At 37.8% G+C, this 24,009-nt stretch carries 26 protein-coding genes and 2 pseudogenes; 26 read left to right on the forward strand and 2 right to left on the reverse strand.

Translation table 11 applies throughout. From position 1 onward, the window contains the following. Positions 1-5: 5 nt before the first annotated feature. The 23 genes and pseudogenes from dcm to I4V44_RS02785 all read left to right on the forward strand — a co-directional run bounded on the left by dcm (position 6) and on the right by I4V44_RS02785 (position 19,926). Positions 6-1,391: a DNA (cytosine-5-)-methyltransferase gene (gene dcm / locus I4V44_RS02675; RefSeq protein ID WP_173684606.1), complete on the forward strand. Its 1,386-nt coding sequence runs from the start codon at positions 6-8 to the stop codon at positions 1,389-1,391. Between the two features lie 51 nt (positions 1,392-1,442). Beyond that, entirely contained in the window at positions 1,443-4,994 is a 3,552-nt protein-coding gene (locus I4V44_RS02680) for an SIR2 family NAD-dependent protein deacylase (protein ID WP_196002285.1), read from the forward strand. 304 nt (positions 4,995-5,298) lie between these two features. After that, positions 5,299-5,646, forward strand: a complete 348-nt coding sequence (locus I4V44_RS02685) for a TnpV protein (RefSeq protein ID WP_044951535.1) — start codon at positions 5,299-5,301, stop codon at positions 5,644-5,646. 143 nt (positions 5,647-5,789) lie between these two features. Then, the gene (locus tag I4V44_RS02690; RefSeq protein ID WP_019163089.1) at positions 5,790-6,134 is read left to right on the forward strand and encodes a DUF2116 family Zn-ribbon domain-containing protein; all 345 of its coding nucleotides are present in this window, start codon (positions 5,790-5,792) and stop codon (positions 6,132-6,134) included. A 55-nt stretch (positions 6,135-6,189) separates the two neighbouring features. Then, on the forward strand, positions 6,190-6,555 hold the full coding sequence (locus I4V44_RS02695; RefSeq protein ID WP_019163088.1) for an SdpI family protein: 366 nt from the start codon (positions 6,190-6,192) through the stop codon (positions 6,553-6,555). Positions 6,556-6,604: 49 nt separating this feature from the next. Next, entirely contained in the window at positions 6,605-6,796 is a 192-nt protein-coding gene (locus I4V44_RS02700) for a DUF6019 family protein (protein ID WP_008705135.1), read from the forward strand. Positions 6,797-6,833: 37 nt separating this feature from the next. Next, a complete protein-coding gene (locus I4V44_RS02705; RefSeq protein ID WP_019163087.1) occupies positions 6,834-7,148 on the forward strand; it encodes a DUF3784 domain-containing protein in 315 nt (104 codons plus the stop codon). 150 nt (positions 7,149-7,298) lie between these two features. After that, a complete protein-coding gene (locus tag I4V44_RS02710; RefSeq protein WP_025580140.1) occupies positions 7,299-8,240 on the forward strand; it encodes a helix-turn-helix domain-containing protein in 942 nt (313 codons plus the stop codon). A 968-nt stretch (positions 8,241-9,208) separates the two neighbouring features. After that, positions 9,209-9,874, forward strand: coding sequence for an energy-coupled thiamine transporter ThiT (locus I4V44_RS02715; protein ID WP_196002286.1), 666 nt, complete (start codon positions 9,209-9,211; stop codon positions 9,872-9,874). Positions 9,875-9,958: 84 nt separating this feature from the next. Beyond that, on the forward strand, positions 9,959-10,420 hold the full coding sequence (locus tag I4V44_RS02720) for an NUDIX hydrolase (RefSeq protein ID WP_025580147.1): 462 nt from the start codon (positions 9,959-9,961) through the stop codon (positions 10,418-10,420). A gap of 70 nt (positions 10,421-10,490) precedes the next feature. Further along, a complete protein-coding gene (gene crcB / locus I4V44_RS02725) occupies positions 10,491-10,856 on the forward strand; it encodes a fluoride efflux transporter CrcB (RefSeq protein WP_008705128.1) in 366 nt (121 codons plus the stop codon). A gap of 41 nt (positions 10,857-10,897) precedes the next feature. After that, positions 10,898-11,317: a hypothetical protein gene (locus I4V44_RS02730; protein ID WP_182447809.1), complete on the forward strand. Its 420-nt coding sequence runs from the start codon at positions 10,898-10,900 to the stop codon at positions 11,315-11,317. A 477-nt stretch (positions 11,318-11,794) separates the two neighbouring features. Further along, positions 11,795-12,724, forward strand: coding sequence for a calcium/sodium antiporter (locus tag I4V44_RS02735; RefSeq protein WP_420314753.1), 930 nt, complete (start codon positions 11,795-11,797; stop codon positions 12,722-12,724). A 76-nt stretch (positions 12,725-12,800) separates the two neighbouring features. Next, a complete protein-coding gene (locus I4V44_RS02740) occupies positions 12,801-13,421 on the forward strand; it encodes a DUF3786 domain-containing protein (RefSeq protein WP_196002288.1) in 621 nt (206 codons plus the stop codon). Between the two features lie 165 nt (positions 13,422-13,586). Continuing rightward, positions 13,587-13,799: pseudogene (locus I4V44_RS18060) on the forward strand (hypothetical protein); the annotation flags it as partial. Positions 13,800-14,300: 501 nt separating this feature from the next. Next, positions 14,301-14,810, forward strand: coding sequence for an RNA polymerase sigma factor (locus I4V44_RS02750; RefSeq protein ID WP_025580248.1), 510 nt, complete (start codon positions 14,301-14,303; stop codon positions 14,808-14,810). A gap of 1 nt (position 14,811) precedes the next feature. Beyond that, positions 14,812-15,465 (forward strand): zf-HC2 domain-containing protein, encoded by a 654-nt coding sequence (locus I4V44_RS02755; RefSeq protein WP_196002289.1) that lies wholly within the window; start codon positions 14,812-14,814, stop codon positions 15,463-15,465. 188 nt (positions 15,466-15,653) lie between these two features. Next, positions 15,654-16,508 carry a YitT family protein gene (locus I4V44_RS02760; RefSeq protein ID WP_025580251.1) on the forward strand — a complete coding sequence of 285 codons (855 nt, stop codon included), beginning with the start codon at positions 15,654-15,656 and terminating at the stop codon, positions 16,506-16,508. Positions 16,509-16,603: 95 nt separating this feature from the next. Then, positions 16,604-17,917 (forward strand): Na+/H+ antiporter NhaC family protein, encoded by a 1,314-nt coding sequence (locus tag I4V44_RS02765; RefSeq protein WP_025580253.1) that lies wholly within the window; start codon positions 16,604-16,606, stop codon positions 17,915-17,917. 153 nt (positions 17,918-18,070) lie between these two features. Continuing rightward, complete coding sequence (locus I4V44_RS02770; protein WP_008705113.1) at positions 18,071-18,712, forward strand: MerR family transcriptional regulator; 642 nt, start codon at positions 18,071-18,073, stop codon at positions 18,710-18,712. Further along, positions 18,693-19,010: a YbjQ family protein gene (locus I4V44_RS02775; protein ID WP_019163048.1), complete on the forward strand. Its 318-nt coding sequence runs from the start codon at positions 18,693-18,695 to the stop codon at positions 19,008-19,010. Before I4V44_RS02770 ends, I4V44_RS02775 begins: the two co-directional genes overlap by 20 nt. An 88-nt stretch (positions 19,011-19,098) precedes the next feature. Further along, positions 19,099-19,434 (forward strand): hypothetical protein, encoded by a 336-nt coding sequence (locus I4V44_RS02780; RefSeq protein ID WP_019163047.1) that lies wholly within the window; start codon positions 19,099-19,101, stop codon positions 19,432-19,434. Between the two features lie 63 nt (positions 19,435-19,497). Further along, complete coding sequence (locus I4V44_RS02785) at positions 19,498-19,926, forward strand: SseB family protein (protein ID WP_118509181.1); 429 nt, start codon at positions 19,498-19,500, stop codon at positions 19,924-19,926. Here I4V44_RS02785 and I4V44_RS02790 read toward each other — a convergent pair. Then, complete coding sequence (locus I4V44_RS02790; protein WP_154779525.1) at positions 19,907-21,283, reverse strand: MATE family efflux transporter; 1,377 nt, start codon at positions 21,281-21,283, stop codon at positions 19,907-19,909. The genes I4V44_RS02785 and I4V44_RS02790 overlap by 20 nt on opposite strands. 277 nt (positions 21,284-21,560) lie before the next feature. Between I4V44_RS02790 and I4V44_RS02795 the strand changes: the two genes are divergently transcribed. Beyond that, positions 21,561-22,019 (forward strand): ferritin-like domain-containing protein, encoded by a 459-nt coding sequence (locus I4V44_RS02795; protein WP_019163044.1) that lies wholly within the window; start codon positions 21,561-21,563, stop codon positions 22,017-22,019. 111 nt (positions 22,020-22,130) lie between these two features. Here the strand turns inward: I4V44_RS02795 and I4V44_RS18065 are convergent. Further along, positions 22,131-22,316 (reverse strand): annotated as a pseudogene (locus I4V44_RS18065) (DUF6783 domain-containing protein); the annotation flags it as partial. Between I4V44_RS18065 and I4V44_RS18070 the strand changes: the two are divergent. Together I4V44_RS18070 and I4V44_RS02800 are read left to right on the forward strand one after the other, a co-directional pair. Beyond that, positions 22,290-22,400, forward strand: coding sequence for a DUF6783 domain-containing protein (locus I4V44_RS18070; RefSeq protein ID WP_334291942.1), 111 nt, complete (start codon positions 22,290-22,292; stop codon positions 22,398-22,400). The pseudogene I4V44_RS18065 and the gene I4V44_RS18070 sit on opposite strands and share 27 nt — an antisense overlap. Positions 22,401-22,776: 376 nt before the next feature. After that, entirely contained in the window at positions 22,777-23,757 is a 981-nt protein-coding gene (locus tag I4V44_RS02800) for a LacI family DNA-binding transcriptional regulator (protein ID WP_118330553.1), read from the forward strand. Positions 23,758-24,009 lie beyond the last annotated feature (252 nt).

The following is a 24,009-nucleotide window of genomic DNA, read 5'->3' on the forward strand; positions in this document are numbered from 1 at the left end:
AAGAAGTGAAGAAAACAGTTTGCGAATTGTTCGCTGGAGTAGGTGGCTTTAGATGTGGGCTTAATAATATAAGAACAGTAGAAGATTACGGAAAAGAAGAAAAATGGGATACAGTTTGGTTTAGCCAGTGGGAGCCAGCAGAGAAAAGTACACAGTACGCACATGACTGTTATGTATATCGATTTGGAACAAGATTAGATAATAATGGTGAAGATACTACTAATTATAATATTGAAGATGTAGATAAAACAACGCTTCCTGACTTTAATTTACTTGTCGGGGGGTTTCCGTGCCAGGACTATTCAGTAGCATCTTCGTTAGCTACTTCCAAAGGGCTTGAAGGAAAAAAGGGAATTTTATGGTGGTCAATACGTGAGACCTTAGAAGCAAAGAAACCACCATTCGTATTATTAGAAAATGTTGATAGATTGTTAAAATCTCCTGCAAAACAAAGAGGTAGAGATTTTGGTGTGATTCTTGCATGTTTTCGAGATGAAGGATATACAGTGGAATGGCGTGTGATAAATGCTGCTGAATATGGATATCAGCAGAGACGCCGTAGAACATTTATTTTTGCTTATAAGAATAACACAAAATATGCAGAAAGAATTTTAAATACAATTGGATATACAGATGCGTTGGAAGAAGAACGCAAGCAAGAATGCATGGAAAATGTAGTCTTAAAAGAAGGATTTTTTGCAGAAACATTTCCGGTAAATAAAGCAGAATCTGTTAAGATGAAAATTAAGGAACTGCCGGTAGAAGTAGGTGAAGTATCTGATACATTTCAATGTGCGTTTGAAAATTCAGGGATAATGAAAAATGGAATAATATATACAATGAAGACTGCTCCGGACTATCATGGAAAGCAGATAACTCTTGGCGATGTTATGGAAATCGGACAAGTAGAAGAACAGTACTTTATTCCGGAAGAAAAATTATATTATACAGATCCAACGGTTACACACAGCGATGAAACAGAGCAGCGTCTTCCCAAGGAAGATAGACAGACCTGGCAGTACTTGAAAGGTGCAAAAAAATTGTTGCGTACAAGTTCAACAGGTCATGAATATGTATTCTCGGAGGGTGCTATTTCTATGATTGATCAAGAAGATAAACCGGCACGTACAATGTTGACATCAGAAGGTGGATTTAGTAGAACAACTCATATTGTGAAAGATAAGATGACTGGAAGAGTGAGACTGCTTACCGCAACAGAAGCAGAACGAATCCAGGGCTTTCCTACAGACCATACAAAGTATTGTCTGGTTAAGGGAGAAACAGTAGAGATGCCATTGAGAAAACGTAGATTTATGATGGGAAATGCACTGGTGGTTAATTTGGTGGCAGATATGGAGAAGACATTGAATAATATATTTGATGAAGAATGATTTGACCTATATTTTAGAGTAAAAAGTTATTTCTACAAAAGAGGTATTTAGATGAGTGATAAGACCGTTTATTCTTATATAAATGATATTGCACAGCGATTAAAAGAACCAAGAAAATATGGGGATGTTTCGCTAATGATTGGAGCGGGATTTTCAAAAAATGCACAGAGTAAAGGAATGGCAAGTATGCAACCACCAAATTGGAGTGAACTTGCCGAGAAAATGTATGAGGAACTATATCCGGAACCATTAGAAGCACAAGAAAAAGAAGAATGGAATAGACAAAGGATTATAAAGACATCTGGGAAAAACGTCACAAAGCTGGCAGATGAATATATTGCTAATTTTGATAGAAATAAAATAAACAATTTGATAGAACAGTCCATTGCAGACGAAACGTTTGTTCCAGGAGAATTACATAAAAGACTTTTAAAATTACATTGGTCAGATATTTTTACAACAAATTATGATACTCTTTTGGAGCGGACGGTAGATATGATTTATCGTGAGAATAACTATGAAATTATATATTCTCAAAATGACTTACCAGGGAGTATAAAGCCGCGGATAATTAAGCTGCATGGAAGTATTCCACAAGTAAAACCATATATAATAAGTGATGAAGATTATAGAACATACCCAGATAAATATTCAGCATTAGTTAATACTGTACAGCAGGCGATGCTTGAAACTAGGTTATGCTTACTTGGATTTTCCGGGGATGACCCTAATTTCCAAAGTTGGCTTGGTTGGTTACGAGACAATATGGGTGAATACTGTCCAACGATTTATTTGATTGGTATATATGAAAAACTCAGTGCACCAGAGAGAAAACTGTTGGAAAATAAGGGGATTACTATAGTAGATATTTCTGGATTAGTATCTCGACAGGAAGAAAATCGACACTATCAGGCAATTTCGGAATTTGTTGGTTTGTTAGAAAAAAATCAAAGTGAAAAAGATATTTATTTGGAAAGACCGTACCAAAATGTTGATATATTTTGGCAACCTAAAGAAGCGGAAAAAGAAGAATATTTTGAAAAGTTGGAAAACTATTCACATAAAGTTGAAAAGTTGATAGAGCCATATATTTTGTTACCAGAAGAAAAAAGGGTTAAATATGCAGATTACTTTTTGGAACATTTTGGCGTAGTACTGAAGTTGGTTCAGAATCAGGAGAAAGTACCAGAGAAGATAATTTCAACTATTATTAAAATACTGAGAAAATGTCTGGTTGTTTTAGAAGATAAAAATGCTGAATATTTAGAAAAAGTAACAGAAATATTAATTGAAAAAAATTTACAAATAGAAACATTATGTGAAGTATTATTGTATTTGGCAGAAATGTATAGAATTGATGGCAAAAAAGAGTTATATGATGCTTGTATGGAAAGATGTGAAATATATTGTAATAAAATTCCATACTATAAAAATGAGTTCCTTATTGAAAAAATGAAAAATTATATTTCGCTATTTGATTATGAGGAAGCAAAGACGCTAATTGAGGAAATAGAAACTCCATCATTTGAGTATAAGGTAAAAAAGGCAGCGTTATATAAACAATTGTCAAAAAATGATATTGCAGACAAGATATTAAGTGAATGTTCGGCAGAATTAGCACAGATGAAATTGTCAGATGAAATATATGCTTCATATTTGGGATATTTAAACTTATGTTACAGAATTGGGAATTGGGAAATTACGGAGAAATATTCTGACAATAAGTATTATGATAATTCATATAATACAAGGCGGATTATTGTTGAGCAAAGGGAAAAATTGAAGCAAGATTTTTTTGAAAAAGATAGAAAAAAAGAAGAAAGAATAGTGCCGTTTAGTCTTAATTCCAATAAAAGTGTTACGGTGTTTTATTCAGGAGAAACTGCTTGCTACAAAAATTCGTTTGTCTTTATCCTTGGAATAGATAAATTGTGTTTGCCGATGTTTTTAGATCAAGCAAGACTACTTCCGCGGGTATATGATGAGATAATGCACTCAAGCGAATATGTTTATTGGAAACTGTCCTTGGCTATTAGAACTAATCAAGAAAAAATCATCAATCAGATTTTTACACGAAAAATGCTTTTAAATATAGATGATTCAGAAAAACAATATCTTTTTGATAAATTGGTTGAAATTGTAAAAATGTATTCAGAAGAAGATAGCTATGATAGAAAACAATATTTTGTGTCTATGAAGAATATCTTAAGTATACTATCGCGTTTAGTGGTGTTTACAGAAGACGCAAATGTAATTGTTTTTTTGAAAATATTAAGTAGATTCAGTCAGAAGGAAGATTCGTTTATAGTTAGGGATATAAAAAAGATCCTGCAGATAATTTCCACTAGATTTAATGGAAATATTGCAATGGCTTGTCAGAATATTATTTTTTCTGAGTTTGATGCACAATATCATTTAGCTAGTTATTTTAATAATTTATCTTTTGAAATATGCGAAGAAGATGTAGAAGTATTTTATGAAAAAGCACTTCGCTTGAGCTCAAGTGAAAATATATCTGAAAGAGATAATGGATTGGCTTGTCTGTTAGTATTGTGGAATAATAAACCGTTAGAGAAATATCGAGACGATATCGTAACAGTCTTTTGGAAGAATGACAAAGACACTTTACCGATGACAGAATTATATTATCCATTTATTTGGGAGGAATTACCGCATCCAGCGTCAGTTGAATTTTCAAAATTATATTATACATATTTGATGAATACAGAATATGTAGAAAGTGTAACACCAACAGGACGTGAAATAAATAATTCATATGGAAGTGTCAGAGATTATTTTAGTTTCTTTTATTCAACATCGGAGATTTCTCAGAGAAAATGTAATAAGGTGATTTTAAATAAAGAACTTGCAAATACTATTTTGACTCGTTCATATGATTTCATAATGCATGAAAAAAGCTTATTAGAACATGATTTTATGGGAGAAAAAGAAGATTGTGAAAATAAGTTCTTAGTAATTGGAGAACTTGTTGCGCTTGTTTATTGTGAGTCCATACAAAATCAGTTGATTACAGAAATATATCCATTGATTGAAAGAATTAAGATAGCGTTATCAGATTGCAAAATTAGTACCATTGCAATTGATATAGTAGAGATGACCGAGAAAAATAAACTTGAAGAATGTGTTGATACGTTTGAGAATATTATATTAACGAAAAATAAAAAACTTTATTCAAGTGTATTTACGGGAATACAGTGTTTGGTATTTATGAAAGAAAATTACAATCAAGATGTATCATTTGAAAAATTTTTCAGTTCAATAAAATATTTAGATATAGAGTATTCAAAAACGTTATGGATTCATTTGACACCTTTGCTCAGGCAACCTTTTTTCGCTACGGAGAAAGCACAGAGATATATTGCCTTATCTATCAATAAATGTATAGATATATATGAAAATTTAGCAGATCAAGGTGAGAGGTATTATTTGGATGGCTTATATAATTGTGTGGAGGCATTACATCAGTATTATAAAAGTGTTAAGACAACTGGAACAGGAGAAACAGACGAATTAAAACAATGTGTTGAAAAGGCCAGGAAAATAAAAAATTATGAGATAGCAAATATTTGGTCTTACGAATAGCAAGGTGTGATAACACCATGATAACAAAATCCCCCAAAACCATACGGACACAGCGGAAAATCCGGATTTTCCCCCACGAATCACACGAAAAATCACCATTTGCACACTGCAATACATCGGTCTGATATCGTGAAGGTGGACGTACTGTTGGATCAGGACGTGTTGCTACAGTTATCGAATAATTTTAGCATAACATCTTAAATTATATATATTGAGTACCGTAAGGTACATTGTGTCCAAACGTAAGATACCCCGGAACCGCAAGGTTTCCGGGGTTTTTCTGTTGCCTGGAAACATAAAAATTATGAAAAATAATTCTATATTAAAATATGGATATTTGATGAAATCTTTGCTGTTGAATGAAGAAGAACCGATATATGGAAAATATGGAATGTTGCGAAAACAGTTCCTGAAGGAACACAGATCAGCAAAATATCAATACTTGCTATTGACTGGAAAGCTGACGGAACACCTGAATCAGATTGATCAGGAAGCCAGAAAGCAGGTGGAAATACTTATGGAACAGATGGTGAAAAAACAGGGTGCGACGGAAGAATTAAAGGCACAGGATCAGATGAAGTGGGTTAGATTAATGATTAATATAAAATCCAGTGCAGAAGAAATTGTAGTGAAAAATACGATATATATGTAGGTGGAAATAGGCGGTCGAAAAGGATCGCTTTTTTCTGTTTTGTGTGTATTGGAATAGTATTTTAAAATGAACTATGGTAGAATAAAGTAAAGACAAATCGAGAGCTTTTGGATAAAATTTTGAAAATTATCGAGGAAGTTACTATGAAAAAATGTAGATATTGTGGCAAAGAATTAGATAGTAATTTGGAATTTTGTAGCAGTGAGTGCGAAAACAGCTATAGAAAGATAATTGAAAAAGATAGACATAAAATTAAGTATTTCATTTCGGGCATTATTTTAGGGTTTTTAGCTATGTTTTATGGTGTTGTGTCAAGCCGCAATTGCATGATTGGAAGTGGAATTATAGTAATGGGGGTCACTGTTGTTTTGCTTCCATTTACTACTTCAGAAACAACTGCTTTATTTGGAAATAAAAAGGCGAGATTTATTGGAAGAATACTAGGCATGATACTTATAGCGGTTGGAATATGGGTAGGGTTTATTTGATGACAACTTTAGTCTTTAGAGCAAATTAATCAGAAGTTGAGAGGAGATCTCTGTAATGTTTATATTTTTATCTGCGTGTTCACTTTTAGTACCGTTATCTATGATTATATTGGGATATACGTGGAAAGATAAGCCTCCTAAAGATCGGCAGGGGAGTTCGGGATATCGAACTACTATGTCAAGGATGAATGATGAAACATGGAGATATGCACACAGGTGTTGGGGCTGGATAAACTTTGTTTTAGGAATCATCCTGGTGATACTATCGATTTTTATTTTGATTTTAACGAAAGATGATACAAACTTTGAAATGATTTCTGTTTATTTGGTGTTTTTACAATTAGGAATTATGGTGCTTACAATTATTCCGACAGAATTTTTGTTGCATAAACATTTTACAAAGCAAGGAATGAAAAAATAGCTAATTTCCAATTGGCGGAAATGAAAATCGGAAGTTGGAGGATTGAATTATGTGGAATGAATTAGGTATAAGCGGTGGAACCGCAATTGTTATTTTGATTGCACTGTATTTCGTTATCAAATGGGCAGTGAAGAATGGAATCAAAGAAGCCTACAGTGCTATCACTGGAAAGAAAACTGATGAAGATATCCAAAACGAAAAAGAGTTGAAAGAACTTGGATTGGATTCAGAAGATCAATAACTTCAAGTTTGTGGAATCGACTGAAAGGAAGCATTATATGTTCTATATTATTTTTGACTTTGCAATGGCAGTGATTATGCTTTTATTTGGAATATGGTTTTATAGGTCAAAAGGACAAGCATCCAAATTCTTGTCTGGTTATAATATGAAATCAGCAGAAGAACGAAAAAAATATGATGAAAATGCTATGTGTAAGGCATATGGGAAGAGAATGATGTTTATGTCAATTCCTTTTATTGCTGGGATGATTATAGATATTTGGCATATAGGAATCGGTTGTTTAATTGCATGGGTGATATGGTTTGTTATGTTTATTCTGCTGCTTATGGATAGACATAAAAGAGAAGGTTAATTTATAGAGGAATAGAATGCTTTTGGGGTGAAAATACCGTTTATTTGTTTTAGACATACGATGTCCGGTTGAAAATTAGCGGATTCTCGTTTTATGTCGTGGTAATTTGGGTACATATTGGTAAGCTGTAAGTGGAAGAGAGGTAGAGACATGGACACAAAAAAGATTGGAGCTTTTTTAAAGCAATGTCGTAAAGAAAAGAATCTTACGCAAGAGCAGCTTGCCGAGAAGTTTGAGGTATCTGCAAGAACAGTTTCCAGATGGGAAACAGGAATAAATATGCCAGATCTCAGTATACTTGTTCAACTTGCTGAATATTACGATGTTGAGATGAGAGAGCTCCTGGATGGAGAAAGGAGCCAGACTATGAATAAAGAGATGAAAGAAACACTGGACAAAGTTGCGGTGTATGAAGGATGGGTGAAACAAAAAGCATTAAAGGCTGGAAATCTTGCATTTGCATCAATGTTTGTGATTAGTGTGTTAGCGATTATTATTCAGATGTTATTAACTGTGGATATTCGCTTGGTTTTAGGAGAGACAGCAACTGCTTTGGTAGGAGGAATCCTGTACGCCTCTATTATGGTGTATAATGGAATATGGGATAAATGTTTGCCAAAAAGTGCTACTATATGGCGAGATTTTCTCACCAGTGTGATATGTGCAGGAATTTTTACAGTCATCTATGGCATATGTTTATTTAGAATGGGAGCTACAGAAACACAGGTAACACGATTAGCATTGGGATTTCTGATTGGTATTATTATTGTGGCATTTATTATTCTTAGGCTCTTGGCATTTATTAATCGAAAAAGAAACCAGAATTCGTCAAATGTTCAGGAGAAAAAGGAAACTTCTCTATCTAAGGCAGAATGGACAAAAATTTATAATGCACAGAATATAGTAGAGACAGAACAACTTGTAGAAATGTTAAAGCAAAATGGAATAGTAGCTTTTTCTCAGGAAGCAGGTGCGAATGTTGCAATGCATGGGGCACCAGGATTTGGAATATATGGTGTGGATATATTTGTGAAAACCGATGATGCAGAGAAGGCAGTACAGTTGATCAAGGAGATTAATAACCAAGAATGAAGAAAATTTTTGACATTTTCACACATGCGTGCTAATATGATTATAGAAAAAGAGTGCTACCGATAGACGGTTAGTCCACATACTTAATTGATTAAAAATAACCGTTCAGTTTGCGAGGCTGGGGCGGTTATTTTTGTGTTTTGTTATTATCTTTGCCGAATGTGTATCCGGCACAAAAGCAGGTGATACCGAAGCTCACGACTGCAATAAAGTCCACAATACTCATTGGCTTAGCCCTCCTTTCCAGTGGATTCTCTTTCGAGTTTCTATGTAATCAGAGGGTCACAGTCCCTCTGCTGAAGGACTAACCGCCTACCGTTATGATAGCACCCATGTTTTGATTATAACAGTCAGGATAGGAATCTGCAACCGGAAAGTTGACAGCTCATGAAAATCTGGCTGTGATACCATTTTGATACTAAAAAATGAAGAGAATAGGAATATAGCCTGGAAAATCCACAACACAAGAAAATATGGACACGGAAATCACAGAAAATAATGGAATTTTAAGAACCTCACAAACGTGAAGGTGGACGTACTGTTGGATCAGGACGTGTTGCTACAGTTATCGAATAATATTCGACAAGCAATGAGCAGTGCAAATTCTCAGAGTAATGTCCGGTGGGAGTTTGCTCACACAAGGACATTAGTCGGAGAATTTATAGGGCGAACGCCCAGACCGAGATGTAGCGAAGCGAAATCGAGGTTAGCACTGCGGTCTATATAAAATAAATTGAGTACCGCAAGGCACATTGTGTCCAAACGTAAGATACCCCGGAACCGTAAGGTTTCCGGGGTTTTTCTGTTGAACAGAAGATTAAAATAAGGCTGTAAAGAATAGCGAATAAATTGAAAACGTAAGCGACGAATAATTGACGAAGAATGATAAAATCCTTATAATAAATTAGTATCTGAACAACAGATAAAATCAATTACACAAAAATCAATAACAAGAGGGAGGTCATTTCATGTTTGGTTTTATGGTAACTGCTGATGGCGGACTTACAACTGCCGGATATGTGATTACAGTTATTGCCGGAATCATTTTGTTTTTCCTGGCGATTTATTTTGCAGGGAAGAGTTCAGACAAGAAAAAGCTTACCACAAGACAATTGGTATTCTGTGCCGTAGCTATTGCACTTGCTTTTATTACGTCTTATCTGAAAATCTTCAAACTGCCGTGGGGAGGAAGCGTCACTCTTTGCAGTATGCTTTTTATTGTTCTGATCGCAAACTGGTATGGGGTTGGAACAGGTATTATGGCTGGGTTTGCTTACGGAATCCTGCAGTTTATCCAGGAGCCTTATATACTTTCATTTTTTCAGGTATGCTGTGATTACATACTTGCATTTGCAGCACTTGGCCTGGCAGGATTATTTGCAAAACAGAGTCATGGACTTCTGAAAGGATACATAATAGCTGTAATTGCCAGAGGAGCTTTTCATTCTCTGGGCGGTTATCTTTATTGGATGAGCTATATGCCGGACAATTTCCCGAAATCTCTGACAGCCGTATATCCGATCTTATACAATTATAGCTATCTGCTGGCAGAGGGCATTATCACGGTAATCATCATTTCAGTACCTGCGGTGTCGAAGGCACTGACCCAGGTAAAGCGTGCCGCACTGCAGTAGTTTGTTTTGTCTGGCAACAGGGATGTGTCGTTGCCCGGTACTCAGAACATTTGGTATGGTAATTTTGTTTAGGGAAGTGTAAGAATGACAATAACGACTTTATGCTATATAGAAAATAATGGCAAATATCTGATGCTTCACAGGGTAAAAAAGCATAATGATATAAATGAGGGAAAGTGGATTGGAGTTGGCGGACATGCAGAGGGCCAGGAATCCCCGGAGGAATGTCTTTTGCGTGAGGTAAAAGAAGAAACAGGATTAACTCTGACGTCATATAAACTTCGAGGTCTGGTTACATTTATAAGCGATAAATGTGAACCGGAGCTTATGTGTGTATTTACAGCCAACGAATATATCGGTGAATTAACAGAATGCAATGAAGGAGAACTTTACTGGATAGATAAAGCTGTTGTGCCGACACTTCCCACATGGGAAGGTGACAGAGTTTTTCTGGATTTGCTTCTTTCAGGAGATGAGCGATTTTTTTCTTTAAAATTGCAGTATGAAGGGGAAAAACTCGTAGATAAGCAAGTAAATTTATATTAACCGAATAAACTGCGAAGCAGTTATTCGGTATAGAGCCGCGTAGCGAAGCGGATGATTTTGGAGAGATAAAATGATGAATTGTTTGGCAGTAGGGCTGGGTGGTTTTGCAGGAGCAGTATTGCGGTACCTGATCGGGCTGATTCCCACAGGAGAAACCATGATTTTTCCGGTAAAAACCTTTTGTATCAATGTGATTGGATGTATTGTGATCGGAGCAATCACAGTACTGGCGGCGAAATTGTCTGTTCCGCCAAGGATGATTTTGTTTCTGAAGGTGGGAGTCTGCGGTGGATTTACCACATTCTCAACCTTTGCACTGGAATCTTCGGATTTGATCCGGGACGGACATATGGGAATAGCTCTGTGTTATGTATTACTTAGTGTGCTGGTAGGCGTGCTGGCGATTTTTGCAGTGGAATATCTTACTGTAAGATAAGCTGCTTCCTGATTCTGGAAAATAAAGATCCTTTTTTCAGTATGCGCAATTACCTGCTGAATGGACATACGGAAATTTTTGGTGCAGAAATCGGAACCCTGATTTATGGTGCAGGAAAGGGCATTATCCGTTCTTTTCAGGATTTTGATCTGTGTGCGGAACCCTATATGAAACATCCGAAGAATACAATTTATTATTTCGGGGATCTGGATTATGAGGGCATCGGTATATACGAAAATCTGGCAGAAAAATTTCGCAGCAGATGGAAAATCCTTCCTTTTGTGCCGGCATATCAGGCTATGCTTGGAAAAGCAGAACAGATAACTGAACTTCCGGAGACAAAGGAGCATCAGAATAGAAATATCAGTACACAATTTTTCTCCTGTTTTGATGAAATAATGGTCAAAAAAAAATGGAAGCTGTTCTGGATAAGGACAGATATATCCCTCAGAAAATTTTAAATACTGCAGATTTCTGATGCAGATTCTGACACAGAGGAGAGGCTACATTACTGTTCACTCCGTTCTCAGTAACGTAGCCAAAATTCATTCCAGATTGCCTGCGGCAATAGAATTTTGGCTTGTATGTCTCGGGATTTTGGCATATTCATGCCAAAACACCTCGCGGGATAGTGGTGTGTGAACAGTAACATATTATGGATTATGGAGAATCTTATGATAAAAAATAATTGATTTTTAAGAGCCAGTTTGTTAGAATATATCTGTAAAAAGGGAGTAGCTTGCCGAGTAGATTCGGTTCACTTCTTCGTCAGGACAGTTATTGAAACATATAACTCGGAAAGTGATGAAATTGCGAGACTTTTACTGTGAATGCAGTAGGAGTCTCTTTTTTTATACCTACTGCAAAATAAATGTATTCCGGAATCTTTTTATATTTGATTTTGAGAGTACGTAATAAAAGAAAGAGAGGTAGAAATGATGTTTTTACAGGTTATTATTTTGCTGGCAGGTTTTTTGTTTCTGGTGAAAGGTGCAGACTGGTTTGTAGAGGGTGCAGCCAGTATTGCGAAAAAGCTGGGAATTCCACAGTTGATCATTGGATTAACCATTGTAGCAATGGGAACCAGCATGCCGGAGGCAGCAGTCAGTATTACTGCTGCAATAAATAAGAATGCAGGTATTACCATTGGAAATGTAGTCGGAAGTAATATCCTGAATATTCTGATCATCCTGGGAATCACAGCAGTAATTACGAATGTAGCGATTCAAAAATCCACGCTTCTTTACGAAATTCCGTTTATGACAGTGATAACAATTGTTTTGCTGATCTTTGGTATCACAGGTTCAGAGGTGACTTTTATTGAAGGTGTGATTTTCTGGATACTGTTTCTGATATATCTGGGATATCTGTTTGTGATGGCAAAGAAAGGGAGCAATCAGGAAGAAGCAGAAGCAAAGGATAATCCGGTATGGAAATGTATGCTCCTGATGGTGATCGGTGGAATTCTGGTCGTAAAGGGCAGTGATTTTGCAGTCAGCGGAGCAACGGAGATTGCCCGTTATTTTGGCATGAGTGAGAGATTTATCGGGCTGACAATTGTTGCACTGGGAACATCTCTTCCGGAACTTGTCACATCAGTAACAGCTGCCAGAAGAGGAAATACAGGAATTGCCATTGGAAATATAGTCGGAAGCAATATTTTTAATATTTTGTTTGTTATCGGTACAACAGCACTCATCTGTACTGTGCCGTTTGAGAGCAAATTTATTATTGATACTGTAATTGCAGTTCTGTGTGGAGCAATACTCTGGATTGGTACATTCAGACATAAAGAATTAAGAAAACCCTGTGGTGTGGTTATGTTGTTGTGTTATGTTGCATATTTCCTGTATTTATGTCTGGTATAACGAATAATTGCTTTTCGCAACCTCCGCAGGGGACTTACTTGATTCGATTAAAATAAGAAATGGAATAAAGTATATTATGGATAATTATGAAAAACAGGTATATATAGGAAGAGAGTTGTTTTTAAAATATGATCAGGATAAGCTGATAAAGAAATATGGTTTAAAACACGATGAAGAATATCTGTATTTGAAATATATTGGAACAGAATATCGGATCAATCGCAGAAACGGTGCTATTGAATATGCCACAGGCGAAGAATGGACGGACTGCAGAGAATATACAGTTGTTATGACAATCTATGATTTTCTCTGCTGTTCCGGGCAGGAGATACTGTCTCCTCTTACCGGGCAGTGGCAGCCTGTGGGCAGGTTTGTAACTGCCGGGAGCAGTCCGTCAACAGATCCCTTTGTGGAAAAGTATGCAAGAGCATTTTCCGGCAAAGTGGAAGAGGTAAAGCAGGCCTGTATCTGTCTGGGAGGAAAGCAGACGAAACGTCTGGCAGGGGCAGATCTGACATTTGAAATGCCGGTTCTTCCGGAGTTCTCTGTGTTGCTTCAGTTCTGGGATGGAGATGAAGAATTCCCGCCAAAGATCTTACTGTTGTGGGATAAAGTATCGTTATCATACCTTCATTTTGAGACGACCTATTATCTTCAGGGAGATCTTCTGAAGGCTATACTGCAGATAATCGGCTGAATACACTGTAGCCGATCCCTTGGAGGGGATATATAGAAGCGGATAAATATGTTCCTCAGGAAATTTTAAATACTACAGATTTCTGATACAGGATTTGTGCAGTTACGCAAATTTATACTATAGAAACAATAGGGTAAAAACCATATTTAATCAAGGGAAGCAGCTTTGCAATACGAATTTCTGAAAAACTTTCCAAAACGAATGAAAAATGTAGGCCTGTACGGTGTTCTTATCCAAAACAGTATTCAGAAGACATCTTGGAAACAGTTTGGCTTTCTGAAATTTGATGAACAGATGAATCTTATTTTTGTAGTAATGCTTTATATTATGGAGCAGTCTCTGCGGGAAGAGAACTGTACCATGGATGATATCGAAGCCCAGAGGGAATATCCGATTACATGGAAAGAGGTTTCCAGAAACTCAGGTGGCGAGTCCATCTATAATCGTTTTGACAATATATATGTGCTGAATCTGATCGCTACAAGTCTGAGAGGCGGTACCCAGTACCTGAAAGCCGAACACAAAAGAGGGAAAGAACCGGATGAACTTGTCACTGCGAGAATTGAAGTGGGGGATCAGATGGAGCTGTTGTTTTAACTAAATCAGGTAAGTCCTTTGCAGAGACTGCGAAAAGCAAACTGCAGGGGATTCTTTTTTATTTTTTGTAACGTTTCTTCTGTCTGTGACTTAATTATATAGAAAGACATCAGATAAAATAATGATACAGCAGACAGGAGGATCATCATGAAACGATATTTTGGAATATTCAATGCAGATGAAACAAAATCAGGACCATGTTCAGACATTCAATGGAAGAAGACCGGGCTATTAAAAATCCCGAAAGATGCAGTAGGATAATAAAAAATACAAGGAGCAGGAATGGAGAAATCAGAAATCGAAACAATCTACCGGAAGTATTTCCATGATGTCTTTCTCTATATCCGGGCACTTTCCGAAAATGAAAGTCTGGCAGAGGAGATCACCCAGGAAACATTCCTGAAGGCAATGAATAATATTGAGAAATTTGATGGCCGGAAGGATATCCGCGCATGGCTATTTGTAATTGCGAAGAATACATATTTCCGCTATTGCAGACGAAATAAAATCTATGTAGGCGAAGAATTTTCAGAAATAATGCAGGATTCCATGCAGGATACATCCCCGGCCGTACTGGATCAGATCGTGCAGGATGAGACAGTTCGGAATCTCAAACGCTATGCAGAACTGATACCGGAACCCTACAGGGAAGTATTTCACCTGCGGATATATGGTGAGCTCTCCTTTGAGCAGATCGGAAAATGCTATCAGAAAAGTGCAGGGTGGGCAAGAGTAACCTGCCATCGTGCACGCCAGATGATAAGAGCACAGATAAGTCAGGAGGAAAAGTAATATGGAAAAAATAAACTGCAACGTGATCCAGGATATTCTGCCATTATACATTGATGATGTGGTAAGTGATGACACAAAAGAACTTGTAGAAGAACATCTGCAAAACTGCGAAATCTGCCAGCGGGTATATCATGAGACAAAGGCAGACCTTGAAAATGATATGAAAATCTCTGCACAGACAAAAGAAAACAGCAATGAAGCAAATGACTTGAAAAGCTTCAGGAAATTTTTAAAGAAAAGAAAGATAAAAACAATCCTGCTTTCCATAGCAGCAACCGTAATTTGCTTTGTGGCAGTGTTCACGTTCATGAATAAACATGTCACATATATCAGCTACAAAGATGCAGGGATAACTATTATTGAGGATAATAAAGATGAAGTAACATATAGAACAAATATAAAAGGAAATTATCGCTGGAGAACATCCTTAGACAGGGAAACAGGCGTAATGACTATCCATTTTGAACAGAGTTTGTGGGAAAAATATGTAAGCTGTATTTTTTATCCATATGATCATATTCATGATATTTTGAAGAAAGATGAGATAAAAGAAGTATATGTAGATAAGGATGGAACTACAACAACAATCTGGGAAGCTCCGGAGGAAGAACAGAAGGCTTATTTATCTGAAGAACATATAGAGCCGTTAGGATAAAATATTAGAGTATTTTTCAAACACGATCTAAAATATGAAAGCGAATTTTATAGCAGTCCTATAGGTTATAAGGATTTACAAAGGGGTTGTCATGGAAGGCAGCCTCTTTTTGTAATTGCTGATGGACATTCTCTTCCCATATGTTACAATAGAACAAGAATATGGAAAGAAAGACAGGAAACCTAACTATGAAAAAACAACTAAATTATGCAGATATCATAAAGGAAGCGCTGATCCTGACAGGTGCGGTAGCGATCATTGCGGCAGCAGTTTATTTCTTCCTGGTGCCGAGCCATACCTCTGTAAGCAGTATCTCCGGTCTTGGTATCGTGTTATCAAACTTTGTACCTTTATCATTGTCTGCAATCACCATGATTTTGAATGTGGTACTTCTGATCATTGGCTTCATCACCTGCGGACGCGAATTTGGCGTAAAAACGGTTTACACCAGCATCGTTTTGCCTTTATTTCTCGGATTATTTGAGAAAGTATTTCCGGATTTTGGCTCTATGACCAACAGTCAGGAGCTGGATGTGCTGTGCTATATCCTGGTGGTCAGCGTAGGACTGAGCATTCTTTTTAACAGAAATGCATCCTCTGGCGGACTGGATATTGTGGCAAAGATCATGAACAAATATCTCCACATGGAACTGGGAAAAGCAATGTCTCTTTCCGGTATGTGTGTGGCTCTTTCCGCAGCGCTTGTATATGATAAGAAAACAGTGGTGCTGAGTATTCTGGGAACATACTTTAATGGAATAGTTCTGGATCACTTTATCTTTGACCATAATATTAAACGTCGTGTCTGCGTCATCACTCAGAAAGAGGAAGAACTGCGTAAATTCATTATCGAAGATCTGCACAGCGGAGCGACGATCTATGAAGCGACAGGTGCCTATAATATGAAGAAACGCAATGAGATCATCACGATAGTAGACAAAACAGAATATCAGAAGCTGATGGCTTACATCAATCATGAAGATCCAAAGGCTTTTGTGACGGTTTACAATGTATCGGATATGCGCTATCAGCCAAAACTGTGAGAAATATTATGGCAGGAAAGCTGTGGGTATGATAAAATAGCAAGGTAATTATATAACCTAACCATAAAGAGATTATGGTAGAAAGAGGATAAAAGATGAAAAAAGGAAAAGGAATTGCCCTGCTTCCAATTGGTGTATTTCTTGTATTATACCTTGGACTGGGCATTTTGTTTGAGTATGTGATGGAAATCCCCATGGGATTTTATAATGTGCCTATTGTAGTAGCATTTCTTGCTGCAATCCTGGTTGCCTGTCTGCAGAACAGAGCACTGGATTTTGATAAGAAACTGGAAATCATGGCACAGGGAGTGGGGGACAAAAATATCATCACTATGCTTCTGATCTTCCTTGCAGCCGGATCTTTTGTAGGAGTTGTGGGAAGAAGCAGTGCTGAGAGTGTTGCATATTGTATGCTGAGTCTGATACCTGCCAGATTTTCAGTGTCTGTGCTGTTTATAGTTGCCTGTTTTGTGTCTGTGGCTATGGGAACCTCTGTGGGAACCATTACCCTTCTGACACCGATTGCAGCAGCAGTTTCCACAGCATCAGGATTTGATCTGGCATTTTGTGTGGCTTCTGTTATGGGAGGAGCCATGTTTGGGGACAATCTTTCTTTTATTTCAGATACGACGATTGCTGCATGTAATGGTCAGGGATGTGAGATGAAAGACAAATTCAGGGAGAACTTCTGGATCGCTCTTCCGGCAGCCGTTGCCACACTGATCTTAATCCTGATCCTGTCATTTCAGACAGAAATCCAGGGCCGTGTGATCCAGCCCTATCATCTGACTCAGGTAATACCGTATGTGCTGGTATTGATCGGAGGAATTGTTGGAATCAACGTGTTTGTGGTATTGCTGACAGGAATCGTATCCGGAGCATTTATTATGCTGATCGGAGGACATACCACACCTGTAGAGATCCTGAAAAATATGGGATCCGGTGTATCCGGAATGTTTGAGACCTGTATGGTGGCGATTCTGGTAGCTGCCATGTGTGCGCTGATACGTGAGTATGGTGGATTCGATGCACTTCTTGGCTGGATCCATAAAATTTTCCGCGGAAAGAAAGGCGGACAGCTTGGAATGGGACTTCTGGTAGGAACTATGGATATTGCCACTGCCAATAATACAGTGGCGATCGTAATGGCAAACCCTATCGCAAAGGAAATGGCAGAAGAGTATGGGATTACACCGAGAAAGACAGCTTCCATACTGGATACTTTTTCCTGTGTTTTTCAGGGAGTGATTCCATATGGTGCACAGATGCTGGTTGCAATCTCAGCAGTGAATGAGCTGGGTGGTGAGATTTCTGCATTTCAGATCATGCCGAAATTATTTTATCCCATGTTATTGCTGCTCAGCTCTCTGATCACAATTATGAGAGGTTCAGACCGTACAGGAGCTTAAAAGATTCCCCCTGCCGGAAGCTATATTTTTTTCAATTTCTTTCAAAAAATACTTGACCTTCCTCCTTGTGGAAGCAGTATAAAGGAAGCACAGACAGGGCAGTAGAGCAGCGGATCAGCTATATCTGCTGTCAGGAAAGCAAGAGGTAGCAGTATGAAGATCAAACAGGTGGAAGAGCTGGTAGGCATCACCAGAAAGAATATCCGTTTTTATGAAGAGCAGGGCCTCCTGAATGTGGAGCGTGCAGAGAACGGATACCGGGAATATCATAGGGCAGACATTGCCAGACTTCAGGAAATCAAATTATTCCGGAAGATGGATATTTCCATAGAAGAGATGAGAGCTCTTTTTGAAAAAAGGAAAAGCCTGCAGGTCTGTCTGGAACAGCACCTGGGAGAACTGGAACGCCGCAGGGAGGGCCTTGTGAAAATGCAGGAAATGTGCCAGCGCCTGATCGCAGAGCATCAGTCTCTGGATACCTTGAATGCCGAGAACTGTCTGGAAGAAATCGAGCAGATGGAGAAAGAGGGTGCAAGGTTTATGGATATAAAGAAAACAGATATCCGTAAGAAAAGAAGGACAGGAGCGATCATTGGAGCAGTAGTTATGATCTTGCTTATGGGATTTACCATAGGGCTTATGCTGTGGGCAAATACACAAGATCCCATACCGACCGGACTGCTGATATTTCTGATCGCCATACCGGTTGTGATCATCGGAGGAATTCTGGCAGCACTTGCAGGACGCATGAAAGAGATTGAAGGAGGAGAAGAGGATGAAGCTTCTAAGTATTGAATATATTCCGGGTGTAGAGTTTGAGGCACTGGGAATTGTAAAGGGAACAGTTGTACAGACAAAAAATGTAGGAAAAGATTTTATGGCAGGGATGAAGACTCTGGTAGGCGGAGAGATCACAGGCTATACGGAAATGCTCAATGAGGCAAGACAGATTGCCACCAAGCGAATGGTGGATGAAGCTAAAGAGATGAATGCAGATGCTGTGATCGGTGTAAAATACGGCTCCTCCCAGGTAATGTCAGGGGCAGCAGAAGTTATTGCATATGGAACTGCTGTGAAATATAAACAGGATTAAAAATTAAGAACAAGAGCAGAGAACGCAAAAAGAGATATTAAGTAAAGCAGAAAATCCGTAATGAAGGCTGGGAAAGGAAATTCAACATATGAAGATTGAAGGAAATCAGAAGGAATTAGACGCAATGGCTGAGTTTCATAAAGGAAACCGTGCAGAGGGGCTGCGTCTGCAGGAGGAATTCGCGGCAGAATTTCGTGAAGAATACAAGGAGAAGGATCACTGTTCCTGCCAGAAAGCCTGTCGTTATCACGGAAACTGCAAGGAATGTGTGGCAATCCACAGAGCACACCAGGAACATGTTCCGAACTGTATGCGGCCTCTGCTCAATAAGAAGCTGAAACTGTTATCAGAGCTGACAGAACATACGCTGGCAAATGAGATAGAGGCACCGCATGAGATCCTGAGAAAGCCATCAAAAAGCTGAAAAATTTAGAAAATACACTGGAAATAAAACGATGAAAGGCATAAAAGAGATATTAATATGAATATGAGCGATAATAAGAATGTAAATCAGGATAAAGGTCTTCAGGGAAATGAAAAAATAGAGCAGGCAATCGCTGCTCTGCAGCAGGAAGCCACTCAGGAAATGCTGGCACATACACTGACTGTAATCCGTAGACGAATGAGAGAAAACGGCCAGTTTATCCTTTCAGTAGAACCGCCCACAGGAGACAACCAGCTCCGGATCGGCACAGTGAAAACCGGAGATGGAAAAGTCTGGTGGGCAGCATTTACCGGCTTTGAGGAAGAACTGAAAGGCGGCGGAAGCGTACAATCCACTTTTCTGACAGACATAGATCAGCTTTTCAATTCAGCATTACAGGTAAATGAGATTGAGGGAATCATCCTTAACCCATGGAATCGCACGATCATGTTGGATAAGAACCTGATTAATATTATTCTGGGAAATATGTAGTTCCCATTTTGTTTAATTCAGGCAATATGGTAATCAGCATGGTAATAAAACACAGAGAACCACCGATCACATTGGATACCGGTTCAGCCATAAACACGCCATCTGTGCCCATATGTAATCCATAGGGCAGGAAATAAGTCAGCGGAACCACAATAAATACTTTACGAAGCAGGGAGAAAAAAATCGCCTGCTTTTTTTTATTTAATGATTTAAATACAGTCTGACCAATATACTGCAGATCCATAAAAATAAAGGCTGCAAAGTAAAGCTTCAGCGCAGGAACGGCATCCTTCAATAACAATTTATCTGAACTGAAGATTCCAATCAGAAATTCAGGGGCAATGAGAATGACGCTCCACATGATACCTGTATAGATCAGAACCATAATGATCAGAACAACCCCTGCTTTCTTTACCCTGTCAGGACGTCTGGCTCCGTAATTGTAGCTGAGAACAGGAGAGGTTCCCTCATTGATCGCATGGATAGGCGTCTCCACCATCTGGCGAACACTGGATATAATAGTCATGACAGAGATATAAATATCACCGCCTGTCACGGAAAGAACATTATTGCAGCAGATACTTACCAGGCTGTTAGTCAGCTGCATGATAAATCCAGCAGACCCCAGACTGATGATATCCCTGGCATGTCTGGTGCACTCAGAAATCTCATTTATATGAATCCATCTTACCTTCAATTCTGATTTTCCATGAAGAAAATAAAATACAAGCAAGGCAGAGAGAATCTGAGAGATGACAGTAGCAATCGCTGCACCCTTAATCCCCATATCCAGAACAAAAATAAAAATCGGATCAAGAATAATATTTGCCACTGCACCGACTGTTACTGACAGCATACCGATAATGGCATATCCCTGTGCATTGATAAAAGGATTCATTCCTGTTGCTATCATGGAAGGGAGAGTACCCAGAAGGTAAATCATCAGATAGGGATACGCATAAACCAGAGCATCATCTGAAGCACCAAACAGAGTCAGTAAGGGGCGGGCAAAAAGAAATCCGATCAGCATCAGCACAGCAGCACTTCCACATAACATGGTGAAAGCAGTATTCATGATCATGTCAGCAGTCCTGGAATCTCCTTTTCCGCGGTTGATAGAGAAAATTGGTGCACCTCCGGAACCAAAGAGATTACTGAAAGCAGTAATGATCATGATGATCGGAAAGCATAAGCCCACAGCGCCAAGTGCAGTTGTTCCTATATCATGGATCCTGGCGATATAGATACGGTCCACAATGTTGTATAAAAGATTCAATATCTGCGCTACCAGCATGGGAAGTGCAGCGCTTAATATATTGTTGGTCACAGTTCCGTTTTCAAAATCAATTCGTTTCATTATAAATTTTCCTATGTATTCTTAGAAATCAGTAGATTTCCTATGCAAATCGCTATTTTTATGCTTATTGTTTATCGAGTTCTAAGTTTAAAAGTTTTATCGTGCATATAAGTATATCATAAAGTAAACAGAAATTCACTCTGATACAGTGGTGCTGGAACAAAATATTCTCTGAAATTGTCATAAGTCATGATACAGAGAATAAAAAAGCATTTTTTATCCATACTATTTTCATGTAACAAAATACAGTATTTCTTAAAAAAGGAGACAACAGACTATGATTTTAAAAGAAAAGGAACGTTCAGTGATTGAAGACCTTCAGACACAAGAGAAAAGCTGTGTGGAAAAGTATGGAAAATACGCAGAACAGGCCAGGGACCCGGAGCTTAAAAATCTTTTCCGGAATATCCAGCAGGAAGAACAGAAGCATTATGAGTCTTTGTCAATGATTCTTTCCGGAAGTGTGCCTGAATGTAACTGCAATGACAGATCAGGCAAAGACTATCAGCCAAAAGCAGTCTATACAGCCATGAGTTCACCGGAAGATAAACAACACGATGCGTTTCTTGCAACAGACTGTATTGGTACAGAGAAGCTGGTGTCAGGAACATACAATGATGATGTATTTGCCTTTGGCGATAGTGGTGTACGCAAGCTGTTGGCTGATATACAGATTGAGGAGCAGAATCATGCAGAGATGCTGTATAAGTATAAGACTGTGAATGGAATGGCATAAGAAGTCTTAAGGCATTGAGCAGAGTAGCATATTGGGAAAATTCTATACCAGGACTGCTATAATTACCTGACAGGAGACAATTGGTTTTGACTGTCTCTTGCCAGGTACATCTTATTTTATAAAAAACATGATGGTATAAATGTTGGGATATTTTATGAAAAATTTTGTAAAATTTGTCATGATAAAAGCCATAAGATAATTGCTAGAGCGTGTTTGAAAAATCATTCCCATAATCTGCACGCCCCACTTTGCGATATATTTTGTCCGAATTTGGTTTCCGTAACCCGCTACGACGCCCTTATTCGAACAAAATCTCCCATAAATTGTGACGCACATCTTGTGGAAAGCATTTTTCAAACACATTCTAGGAATTCCGATTAGTTACGTAAGGTGTAATAGTGAATTTTGGCAGGAATGAATAAGAATTTTTTATAAATACTTGAATGAATATAGTAAATATAATACACTACTCATTAGTAGTATATTATTTATATTTGTTGGAGTATTTGTATTGGATTTTTTGGGTCTGATAATATTAAAAATAATTTATTTGCAGAAGGTATATCTCTAGATGATGAATTTCAGGTATCTTCTAAGTGAAGTCATGAAATCCTAAATATTTGGAATTTGCTGATTCATTACTTGAATCGTTGTTTCTTAATGTTTGACAAGTTCTAAGTTTAAATATCTCATCGTGTACGCTCGAACAAATTTTAAACTTGGGAATTTAATATCATAATATGAAAGTGTGGAAAAAATGGCAGGGATTAAAGATGTTGCAAAAATGGCAGGAGTAGGTGTGGGAACAGTTTCAAGAATGCTTAATGACAGTGGATATGTTTCTCTGGATACGAGGGCCAAAATAGAAGCTGCTATGAAGGAATTGAATTATACACCGAATGAACTTGCCAGAAATCTGTATTATAAAAAAAGTGGTATAATTGCGGTACTTGTACCGAATGTATCCAATCCTTTTTTTGCTGAGTTTGTTGATTGTGTAGAAGGGGAACTGCGCAAAGCCGGCTTCAAAATTATGTTATGCAACACATTGAAAGATGTAAAGGCTGAAGCTGAATATCTGGATTTGCTGAACAGACATATTGTAGATGGGATAATTGCGGGAATGTCTTCTTTGGATGAAAGTGAGTATTCTAAAATTCATAAGCCGATTGTTGCGCTTGACAGATATCTGGGAGAAGAAATTCCGGTAGTAGCTGTGGACCATAAAATGGGTGGACGCCTGGCAGCAGAAGTGTTGCTGCGTAATGGCTGCAAAAGAATACTTCATTTCAGAAGTACAGCAGAAAAAGAGTCTTTATATCATGATCGTCATGCAGAATTTCAAAAAATTATGGATGAGCAGGGAATAGAAACCTATTGTTATGATCTGGACTGGCGGCGTTTGGATATTCAGTATTATCATCAGGTTGCAGAAGAAGTTATGGAAAAAAATCTGAAATTTGATGGTGTGTTTGGTGTAGACCGACTGGCTATTGAATGCATGAATGGATTGCTCAGGCAACACAAAAAAATCCCGGAAGAGGTAAAAATAGTTTCTTATGATGGAACGTATATTACAGAATTGGTAGAACCGCAAATAAGTACAATTGTTCAGCCCATTGACAGAATGGCAGAGGAATCTGTAAAAAGCCTTTGTGAGCTAATTAATGGAAAAAAAGTGAAAAATAAAAAAAGTATTTTAATACCTGAATTCCGTAAAGGCGGAACAACAGTATAAACAGACGTCATACATGTGTTGTGCATTTATTACAAAAAAAAGGATAAAAAACAAAGATAAACACAAAATATTTGGGCATAATTTATGAAAAAAATAAAAAAAACATAATCGGATTGACAAAAATTACAAAAAGGTTATAATGAAATTAACAAGACGAAGAAAACAAAGATGTTTTTAAACAATATGGAACGCGTTCCACATTGTAAAACAAAATTTGTTTTCACAATGTTAACCCGTAAAATTAGATTACTC

The organism is Blautia sp. 1001283B150304_161114_C9, assembly GCF_015668165.1.
In the GTDB taxonomy this organism is placed as follows: Bacteria; Bacillota; Clostridia; order Lachnospirales; family Lachnospiraceae; genus Blautia_A; species Blautia_A wexlerae.

Excerpts from the sequence above, each read along its gene's own strand:
- I4V44_RS02680 (WP_196002285.1), top strand. The coding sequence starts at position 1,443 with ATGAGTGATAAGACCGTTTATTCTTATATAAATGATATTGCACAGCGA.
- I4V44_RS02685 (WP_044951535.1), top strand. The coding sequence starts at position 5,299 with ATGAAAAATAATTCTATATTAAAATATGGATATTTGATGAAATCTTTG.
- I4V44_RS02690 (WP_019163089.1), top strand. The coding sequence starts at position 5,790 with ATGAAAAAATGTAGATATTGTGGCAAAGAATTAGATAGTAATTTGGAA.
- I4V44_RS02695 (WP_019163088.1), top strand. The coding sequence starts at position 6,190 with ATGTTTATATTTTTATCTGCGTGTTCACTTTTAGTACCGTTATCTATG.
- I4V44_RS02700 (WP_008705135.1), top strand. The coding sequence starts at position 6,605 with ATGTGGAATGAATTAGGTATAAGCGGTGGAACCGCAATTGTTATTTTG.
- I4V44_RS02705 (WP_019163087.1), top strand. The coding sequence starts at position 6,834 with ATGTTCTATATTATTTTTGACTTTGCAATGGCAGTGATTATGCTTTTA.
- I4V44_RS02710 (WP_025580140.1), top strand. The coding sequence starts at position 7,299 with ATGGACACAAAAAAGATTGGAGCTTTTTTAAAGCAATGTCGTAAAGAA.
- I4V44_RS02715 (WP_196002286.1), top strand. The coding sequence starts at position 9,209 with ATGTTTGGTTTTATGGTAACTGCTGATGGCGGACTTACAACTGCCGGA.
- I4V44_RS02720 (WP_025580147.1), top strand. The coding sequence starts at position 9,959 with ATGACAATAACGACTTTATGCTATATAGAAAATAATGGCAAATATCTG.
- crcB (WP_008705128.1), top strand. The coding sequence starts at position 10,491 with ATGATGAATTGTTTGGCAGTAGGGCTGGGTGGTTTTGCAGGAGCAGTA.
- I4V44_RS02730 (WP_182447809.1), top strand. The coding sequence starts at position 10,898 with ATGCGCAATTACCTGCTGAATGGACATACGGAAATTTTTGGTGCAGAA.
- I4V44_RS02735 (WP_420314753.1), top strand. The coding sequence starts at position 11,795 with ATGTTTTTACAGGTTATTATTTTGCTGGCAGGTTTTTTGTTTCTGGTG.
- I4V44_RS02740 (WP_196002288.1), top strand. The coding sequence starts at position 12,801 with ATGGATAATTATGAAAAACAGGTATATATAGGAAGAGAGTTGTTTTTA.
- I4V44_RS02750 (WP_025580248.1), top strand. The coding sequence starts at position 14,301 with ATGGAGAAATCAGAAATCGAAACAATCTACCGGAAGTATTTCCATGAT.
- I4V44_RS02755 (WP_196002289.1), top strand. The coding sequence starts at position 14,812 with ATGGAAAAAATAAACTGCAACGTGATCCAGGATATTCTGCCATTATAC.
- I4V44_RS02760 (WP_025580251.1), top strand. The coding sequence starts at position 15,654 with ATGAAAAAACAACTAAATTATGCAGATATCATAAAGGAAGCGCTGATC.
- I4V44_RS02765 (WP_025580253.1), top strand. The coding sequence starts at position 16,604 with ATGAAAAAAGGAAAAGGAATTGCCCTGCTTCCAATTGGTGTATTTCTT.
- I4V44_RS02770 (WP_008705113.1), top strand. The coding sequence starts at position 18,071 with ATGAAGATCAAACAGGTGGAAGAGCTGGTAGGCATCACCAGAAAGAAT.
- I4V44_RS02775 (WP_019163048.1), top strand. The coding sequence starts at position 18,693 with ATGAAGCTTCTAAGTATTGAATATATTCCGGGTGTAGAGTTTGAGGCA.
- I4V44_RS02780 (WP_019163047.1), top strand. The coding sequence starts at position 19,099 with ATGAAGATTGAAGGAAATCAGAAGGAATTAGACGCAATGGCTGAGTTT.
- I4V44_RS02785 (WP_118509181.1), top strand. The coding sequence starts at position 19,498 with ATGAGCGATAATAAGAATGTAAATCAGGATAAAGGTCTTCAGGGAAAT.
- I4V44_RS02790 (WP_154779525.1), bottom strand. The coding sequence starts at position 21,283 with ATGAAACGAATTGATTTTGAAAACGGAACTGTGACCAACAATATATTA.
- I4V44_RS02795 (WP_019163044.1), top strand. The coding sequence starts at position 21,561 with ATGATTTTAAAAGAAAAGGAACGTTCAGTGATTGAAGACCTTCAGACA.
- I4V44_RS02800 (WP_118330553.1), top strand. The coding sequence starts at position 22,777 with ATGGCAGGGATTAAAGATGTTGCAAAAATGGCAGGAGTAGGTGTGGGA.